Annotated in this window: 9 protein-coding genes; 8 read left to right on the forward strand and 1 reads right to left on the reverse strand. The window is 44.4% G+C overall.

Features of this window, described 5'->3' with window-relative positions; translation table 11 throughout:
* Positions 1-186 precede the first annotated feature (186 nt).
* From ychF to LG34_RS12215, 7 genes are all read left to right on the forward strand, one after another.
* The gene (ychF, locus tag LG34_RS12185; RefSeq protein ID WP_109216311.1) at positions 187-1,287 is read left to right on the forward strand and encodes a redox-regulated ATPase YchF; all 1,101 of its coding nucleotides are present in this window, start codon (positions 187-189) and stop codon (positions 1,285-1,287) included.
* A gap of 172 nt (positions 1,288-1,459) precedes the next feature.
* Positions 1,460-1,714, forward strand: coding sequence for a YlmC/YmxH family sporulation protein (locus LG34_RS12190; protein WP_109216312.1), 255 nt, complete (start codon positions 1,460-1,462; stop codon positions 1,712-1,714).
* Between the two features lie 26 nt (positions 1,715-1,740).
* Positions 1,741-2,193 carry a transcriptional regulator NrdR gene (gene nrdR, locus LG34_RS12195; protein WP_109216313.1) on the forward strand — a complete coding sequence of 151 codons (453 nt, stop codon included), beginning with the start codon at positions 1,741-1,743 and terminating at the stop codon, positions 2,191-2,193.
* 92 nt (positions 2,194-2,285) lie between these two features.
* Positions 2,286-2,822: a YqeG family HAD IIIA-type phosphatase gene (locus tag LG34_RS12200; RefSeq protein WP_109216314.1), complete on the forward strand. Its 537-nt coding sequence runs from the start codon at positions 2,286-2,288 to the stop codon at positions 2,820-2,822.
* A complete protein-coding gene (gene rpiB / locus LG34_RS12205; protein ID WP_109216315.1) occupies positions 2,819-3,256 on the forward strand; it encodes a ribose 5-phosphate isomerase B in 438 nt (145 codons plus the stop codon). Before LG34_RS12200 ends, rpiB begins: the two co-directional genes overlap by 4 nt.
* A 121-nt stretch (positions 3,257-3,377) precedes the next feature.
* Entirely contained in the window at positions 3,378-3,938 is a 561-nt protein-coding gene (gene efp / locus LG34_RS12210) for an elongation factor P (protein ID WP_109216316.1), read from the forward strand.
* Positions 3,939-4,152: 214 nt separating this feature from the next.
* Positions 4,153-5,322 (forward strand): MalY/PatB family protein, encoded by a 1,170-nt coding sequence (locus LG34_RS12215; RefSeq protein ID WP_109216317.1) that lies wholly within the window; start codon positions 4,153-4,155, stop codon positions 5,320-5,322.
* A gap of 50 nt (positions 5,323-5,372) precedes the next feature.
* Here the strand turns inward: LG34_RS12215 and LG34_RS12220 are convergent, their stop codons facing one another.
* Positions 5,373-6,728: a polysaccharide biosynthesis protein gene (locus LG34_RS12220; protein ID WP_109216318.1), complete on the reverse strand. Its 1,356-nt coding sequence runs from the start codon at positions 6,726-6,728 to the stop codon at positions 5,373-5,375.
* A 72-nt stretch (positions 6,729-6,800) separates the two neighbouring features.
* Between LG34_RS12220 and LG34_RS12225 the strand changes: the two genes are divergently transcribed.
* Positions 6,801-7,964: a cysteine desulfurase family protein gene (locus LG34_RS12225; protein WP_109216319.1), complete on the forward strand. Its 1,164-nt coding sequence runs from the start codon at positions 6,801-6,803 to the stop codon at positions 7,962-7,964.
* The last annotated feature ends 266 nt before the right edge of the window (positions 7,965-8,230 follow it).

The following is an 8,230-nucleotide window of genomic DNA, read 5'->3' on the forward strand; positions in this document are numbered from 1 at the left end:
CTTGCGCTGACCAGAATCACGCACCAAGTCTCACGTGCGTTCGACTTGACAGAAAATCAAGGCAGATAATAGCCTGAACACATGGAGAAAACAGGATAAGATGTTATTTTTCATGGACTCAGTATTATTTAAGAAAGAAAGTATACCCCTGTTATATCGGGGAATTAAAAAGGAGAGATAGAAGATATGAAATTAGGAATCGTGGGACTTCCGAATGTCGGAAAAAGTACCCTGTTTAATTCACTGACAAAAGCCGGCGCTGAGTCAGCCAACTATCCGTTCTGTACCATCGACCCGAATGTCGGTGTCGTTGCAGTACCGGATGAGCGCTTGAAATTACTTGGAGATATGTACAATTCCAAAAAAGTAACACCGGCTGTTATCGAATTCGTAGATATCGCAGGTCTTGTAAAAGGTGCCAGCAAAGGTGAGGGACTTGGAAACCAGTTCCTTGCAAATATCCGTGAAGTAGATGCCATCGTTCACGTAGTACGTTGTTTTGAAGATCCAAATGTAGTCCATGTAGACGGAAGCGTAGATCCGGCAAGAGACATTGAGACCATCAACTTAGAGCTGATCTTCTCCGATATTGAGATCCTGGATCGTCGTATTGCAAAAACAACAAAAGGCGCAAGAATGGACAAAAAACTTGCAAAAGAGCTGGAGCTGTTACAGAAGATCAAAGCACATCTGGAAGACGGCAAACTTGCAAAGACTTTTGAAGTAGGCGATGATGAGGATGATCAGGAATGGTTCGCTTCTTACAATCTTCTGACTGCAAAACCGGTTATTTACGCAGCAAACGTTTCAGAGGATGATCTGGCAGACGACGGCGCAAACAATCCGCATGTAGCGAATGTGCGCAAACTTGCAGCTGAGGAAGGTTCTGAGGTATTTGTCATCTGCGCACAGATCGAGCAGGAAATCGCAGAGCTGGATGACGATGAGAAAGCAATGTTCTTAGAGGATCTTGGACTGAAACAGTCCGGTCTGGAAAAACTGATCAAGGCAAGCTACAGCTTACTTGGACTCTTAAGCTACCTGACCGCAGGTGAGGATGAAACCCGTGCATGGACCATCAAAAAAGGAACAAAAGCACCGCAGGCAGCAGGAAAGATCCATACCGATTTCGAGCGTGGATTTATCCGTGCAGAGGTTGTAAACTACAAAGACCTGCTTGAGTGCGGTTCACTGGCAGCAGCCCGTGAAAAAGGTCTGGTAGGACTGGAAGGAAAAGAGTACGTAGTTCAGGACGGCGATGTTATCCTGTTCCGTTTCAACGTATAATATGAAATATTTGATGTGAGTGACAAAAGCGTAGCAGAAATATTCTTCGCTTACATCTTATAAGTAAAAATGTTGGAAACATTTTTAAATAACGTATGGATATATGAAAAATGCACTTCCTTTTTCAATCTGAATAAAATATAAAGAAACAGAGAGTAAAGGAAAGTGTACCATGCGTTTATGTGAATTTTCAAGGAAAGAGGTAATCAACGCCTCTGACTGCAGATGTCTGGGAAATGTCTGTGATCTGGAGTTTGATGAATGCAGCGGACAGATATGTGCAATGATCATAAAGGGACCTCCGAAGTGGTTTCATCTGGTGGGATGTGACACGGAATATGTCATAGACTGGAAAAAAATTGTTCGGATCGGACCGGATGTAATACTGGTAGATATATGTGCGGAGAAATGCCTGCACAAACTATAAAGAATAGGTACGGAGGAAAAAGAGCGATGAAATGCCCTTACTGCAGCAGTGATAACACACGTGTCATTGATTCCAGACCAGCGGAGGACAACTGTTCCATCCGCCGCAGAAGACTTTGTGATGACTGCTCAAAACGTTTTACAACTTATGAAAAAGTGGAGACGATTCCGCTGATCATTATCAAAAAAGATAACACCAGAGAGCAGTATAACCGTTCCAAAATTGAGGACGGCGTGCTCAGAGCCTGTCATAAACGCCCGGTATCTGTCAACCAGATCAATCAACTCATCGACGATGTGGAGACGGAAATCTTCAATATGGAAGAAAAAGAGATCCCAAGCAGCGTGATCGGCGAACTGGTGATGGATAAACTGAAAGATTTAGAGGCAGTAGCTTATGTGAGATTCGCATCTGTATACAGGGAGTTTAAAGATGTGAATACCTTTGTGGAAGAACTGAAGAAAGTTCTGGACAAATAAGTATATCCGGTATGAGTAGTATCGTATCAGATGTAAGTAACGAAATGATATCAGTGGCGGGATCTGATCTGCCAACTGAACGGAGGTAACCTATGTTTCAAAAATTTTATCCGGATTTGTATATTTCATCTACATATGAAATTGATTTTGACCGGTTGTACCGGGACGGATACCGGGGACTGATTTTTGATATTGATAATACCCTGGTGACACATGGTGCACCGGCGAATGAGAAGGCAAAAAAACTGTTTGCCCATCTGCATGAGCTTGGATTTGCGACTTGCCTGATCTCCAACAATCAGGAACCCAGAGTAAAATCGTTTGCGGACGCTGTGCAGTCAATGTATATTTACGATGCACACAAACCGTCCACAAAAAACTATGAAAAAGCAATGGAACGGATGCACACCGATAAGAAGAACACGATTTTTATCGGTGATCAGATGTTTACCGATGTTTTCGGAGCCAATCGAACCGGAATCCCATCGATCATGGTGAAAAAGATTCACTGGAAAGAGGAGATCCAGATTGTCTTAAAGCGCAGACTGGAGGCAATTGTTCTGATCAGTTACCGTAACTATAGAAAAACACACAGGAGTATTTTTGAAAATCGGGAGGAAGAAAAATGAAACTTGTAATTGGAAACGATCATGCAGCAGTAGAACTGAAAAATGAGATCAAAGCATATCTGGAAGAGAAAGGTCACGAAGTGATCAATATCGGAACCGACACACATGACAGCTGCAACTATCCGGAGTACGGCGAGAAAGCCGGACGTATGGTAGCAGCAGGCGAAGTGGACGGCGGTGTGCTGATCTGTGGAACCGGCGTTGGTATCTCCATCGCAGCAAATAAAGTAAAAGGCGTTCGCGCAGCAGTTTGTTCTGAGCCTGTTACCGCACGTCTTGTCAAAGAGCACAACAATGCAAATATCATTGCATTCGGTGCAAGAATCGTTGGAAGCGAGACTGCAAAAGCAATCGTTGATGCATGGTTAAATGCAGAGTTTCAGGGAGGACGTCATCAGACAAGAATCGATATGATTCATAAAATTGAGGAATAGTCCATAAAAAGGTTGAAAAATCGCGGTTTTTCATATAGAATAGAGAGAAGTAATAATTACCATTCGTTTGTGGTAATAGAAGAAAAGACCGAAGGTCTTAACATACAAGGAGGATTTTTTAATGGCAAACGCAGGAAAGGTAATCGGAAAAGGTGTTACAATCGAGCTGGAAGGCAACGTTTACAGAGTAGATGATTTCCAGCACGTAAAACCTGGAAAAGGCGCAGCTTTCATTAGAACAAGATTAAAAAATATTAAAACAGGCGGAGTTGTAGAGAAAACTTTCCGTCCGACAGAGGATGTAGAGACAGCACACGTTGACAGATCTGAGAAACAGTATCTGTATAATGACGGTGATTTATACTACTTCATGGATACAGAGACATATGATCAGATCGCTCTGAGCACAGATGCAATCGGTGATGCTCTGAAATTCGTAAAAGAGAACGAAGCAGTTACAATGCTTGCTCACAACGGAGATATCTTCGCAGTTGAGCCGCCAATGTTCGTTGAACTTGTGATCACAGAGACAGAGCCAGGCTTCAAAGGCGATACAGCTACAGGCGCTACAAAACCTGCTACAGTTGAGACAGGTGCTACTGTATATGTTCCGTTATTCGTAAACGAAGGCGATGTAATCAAAATTGATACAAGAACAGGTGAGTACTTATCACGAGTATAAGAATTAGCAATCGGTATAGCGAACTGGTTCTTATGAATTATGAGTAAGTAATGAGCGGATTACGAATTACCGCTATGATACTACTTGTAATGAACTAAATGAAGTGTAATGCGGGGCAGACGTTTTGTCTGTTCCGTTTTCCGTTTAAGCGAAACATATTCGAACTTTTCAGGCTTTGAAAATACTGCCTGTGAGTTGAAATTAGGAGAAAAACATGAAATACGATTTTGACAGAATGGTAAACCGTTATGGTACAGACTGCTACAAATGGGACATGATCACAAAACGAAAATTAGATCCGAATACCTTACCGCTCTGGGTAGCGGACATGGATTTTGAGACCGTTCCGGAAGTAAAAGAACGCTTAAAAGAAGTGGCAGACCGCGGTATTTACGGTTATTCCATGTTGGGAGACGGTTATTATGACGCATTGAAAAACTGGTTTTCCACACGATTTAACTGGCAGATTGAAAATGACTGGGTGATTGCAACTCCGGGGGTGGTATTTGCACTGGCAGCAGCAGTTCGCGCCTACACAAAAGAGGGAGACAGCGTCATGATCCAGCGTCCGGTTTATCATCCGTTTACAAATGTGGTAAAAGAAAACGGACGCAAATTAGTCAATAATCCACTGGTGCTGGAAAATGGAAAATACCATATGGATTACGAAGATATGGAACAAAAGATTACAGAAGAACAGGTAAAACTGTTCCTACTCTGCAGTCCACACAATCCGGTGTCCCGCGTATGGACAAAAGAAGAACTGTGCAAGACTGCTGAAATCTGCAAAAAACACAATGTTATCATGATCGTGGATGAGATCCACTGTGATTTTGTTTATGAGGGATATCATCACACTAGCTTTGGCACACTGAGCGAATATGCAGACAATGCCGTAATCTGTACTGCACCGAGTAAAACCTTCAACCTGGCGGAATTACAGCTTTCCAATATCATGATTCCAAACCCGGAATTAAGAAAAACATTCCAGGCAGAGATGAACAAAGTATTTTATTCCGATGCAAACCTGTTCGGACAAGTATCCTGTCAGGCAGCCTACGAGCACGGTGCGCAGTGGTTGGATGAATTACTGGTATATCTGCAGGGTAATATCACATACATCCGTGATTATCTGGCAGAGCATTTACCGAAGATTCATTTGATTGAACCAGAGGGAACCTATCTGCTCTGGATGGATTTCCGGGAGTATGGACTTTCACCGGAAGCATTAAATGCCCAAATTTTAAAAGATGCAAGAATCTGGTTTAACGAAGGTTCCATGTTCGGACCGGAGGGCGCAGGCTTTATGCGAATTAATATTGCAAGCCCGCGCGGTATGATCATTGAGACGATGGAGCGCCTGGGTGAAGTTTTTGGAGAATAGTGTATTCTGCACAGATTTCACATACGTTCGATTGAAATACAGGAAGCTGGTTATGCAGATTGCTTCGGGAGTTTGGGTGTCTTACGCAGGCTGATAAGTGCCAGACCGGAGATCAAAATCTGACTGGCAAGCATACCCCATAGATAGGCAGACAGACCGATCCGTGGAATACCAACAAAAATAAAGCCAATGCGGAGTATGGCTCCGGACAAGTTGATCAGCATTGTGAGTGTCGGTTTCCCAAGACCATGCAGAATGCTGCACAGCGTAGTTGCGAGGAACAGAAACGGACAGATCCAGCTTAAAGTCCGGACATAAAGTCCTGCCAGAGCATTGTGGAACAGGTGAATGCCGATCCAGTTTCCGCCGAGCAGAAAACCGAGAGTACACAGCAGTCCAAGGATGACACACAATTGTGTCGTCTTCTGGACTGCTTTTTTGATCAGATCCATGCGGTTGCGGCTGTTTGCTTCCGAAATGGCAGGCAGCAGCATAACGGACAGGGAATTGCTCAGCACGCAGGGAAACAGGATGGTGGAAAAAACCATACCAGTCAGAATACCGTAAACGCTTAAGGAATCACTGTTTGTGTAACCAAAATCCCGCAGTTTCATCGGTATCAGGATCGCTTCCGCACTTTGACAGATGCTTAACAAAATACGGTTGCAGGTGAGTGGTAATGTCATGGTGCACAGCTCCCGCAGAACCTGCAGATAGGATCGAGATTCCGGCGGAAGCGAAAGAGAGGCTTGCGTCGGATTTTTTTCGTGTGAAAAAAGTAACATCGTAACGGAATAGAGCGCAGCGGTCACTTCCCCGAACAGAATACCCCAGACCGCAATTTCAGGAGAAGGCAGGTTTCCCTGTTCTGTCAGGATCTGTATGAGCAGCCAGACACCTGCCACACGGATCAATTGTTCCAGAAGCTGTGAAATAGAAGGAATCGCAGCTTTCTTTTTGCCAAAATAATAGCCATTGATACAGGAATGAATACAGGCAAAAGGCAGGGAAAACGTCATCAGACGAAGCAGAGATACGGTACGTGCATCTTCCAGCAAAACAGAGCCGATCCATGGTGCGTATGTCTGCACAAATGCGATACAGATACCGGAGAGCAGCAAAGAAAGAACCAGTCCGGTCACAAGATAGCGTCTGGCCTGCTGTTCCATCTGACATTGGGCGCAGTACCGGGAAATCGCGGTCTGTATGCCGGCAGCTGAGACCGCGATGATCAGGGCGAATACCGGAAAAATTAGCTGATAAATACCCAGACCTTCTGCACCGATCGTACGTGACAGGAATATTTTATAATAAAAACCGATGATCCTGCTTAAAATTCCGGTCAGTGTCAGAAGTAGTGTGCCGGAAATGAGATTATTTTTGAGTGTATTTGTATGTAAAACCATAGAAATTAATTGTTTTTTTATATCATATGCAAAAGGGTTGTTGGTCAGAACCGGAAGGAAAGGGAGACTCTCATGAAGCGATTGGTTTATCTGGATAATGCAGCAACCACACAGCCTTTTCCGGAAGTGCTGGATGCCATGATTCCTTATTACAGCAGATATTACGGAAATCCTTCGTCTGGCTATGAACTGGGGGAGGAGAGCAAACGCGCAATGTCTTTGTCACGAAAGTGGATCGCAGATACCCTGCAGGTTGCACCGGAAACGATTTATTTTACGTCTGGAGGAACCGAGTCGGATAACTGGGCACTTATGTTTGCGGTGAGTGCCAGCAAAAAGCGTGCGCCACATATCATAACGACTGCAATCGAGCATCATGCGATTTTAAATACATGCAAAAATCTGGAAAAAAGCGGCGTCCGTGTGACCTATCTGCCAGTAAACAGAAATGGAATTGTTTTGCCGGAACACGTTGAGCGGGCAATCCGTCCGGATACCGTCCTAATTTCTGTGATGTATGCCAACAATGAGATTGGAAGTATCCAGCCAATCCGCAAAATTGCAGAAATCGCGCATCGAAGGAAGGTGCTGTTTCATACCGATGCTGTGCAGGCATACGGGCAGATCCCGATTCTGGTCAAAGAAGAAGGGATTGACCTGCTTTCTGCCAGCGGGCATAAATTTAACGGTCCGAAAGGAACCGGTTTTTTGTATGCACGTCAGGGACTGAAGCTGCAGCCAATGATCCACGGTGGAGGACAGGAGCGGAAAATGCGCTCCGGAACAGAAAATGTGCCCGGAATCGTTGGAATTGGAATGGCAGCACGCTGTTCTGCTGAGATTCTGGAAAAAAAGATGCGCTATGAGAAAAGACTGCAAAACTATCTGATCGACCGGATTTTAACTGAAATCCCGGAAAGCTGTCTCAATGGTTCCCGGACAAAACGTCTGCCCAACAATATCAATATCAGTATTGCAGGAATTAACGGACCGGCGGTGGTTGCGCTGCTGGATCTGGAAGGAATCTGTGCATCTTCCGCTTCGGCATGTTCTGCGGGAATACAGAAAGCGTCTCATGTGCAGCTTGCGATTGGAAAAAGTGAACAGCAGGCGTATGAGGCGATACGTTTTACGCTTGGGGTTCATAATACACGCGAGGAACTTGACTATACCGTTGATGTATTGAAACAATGTGTGAAAAGATTACGGGAATCTTCGGGGTGCCACGAAGTTTAAAATGCGTGATTTGAAAAATGTAGAAATCGGCGAATCCTTCTGTGGCAAGCGGTTCAGTAAGTGACTGAGTTTTGCAAGTTTTGCGCGAACGGGAAACGACCAGCTTTTATTGGAGTTGGAAGTGAGCGCGATAAAACCGAAGCAAAACGAAGGTAACGAACGGTTAGCTGGCACAGAAGGATTCGCCGATTTCTCTTTAAAATATCAGATGGGAGCTAATCCCCCATCTGATATAGCCTCCGGCAGGATTACAGAGGTGCGCAGTT

This window comes from Eubacterium ramulus (assembly GCF_003122485.1).
Taxonomy (GTDB): Bacteria; Bacillota; Clostridia; order Lachnospirales; family Lachnospiraceae; genus Eubacterium_I; species Eubacterium_I ramulus_A.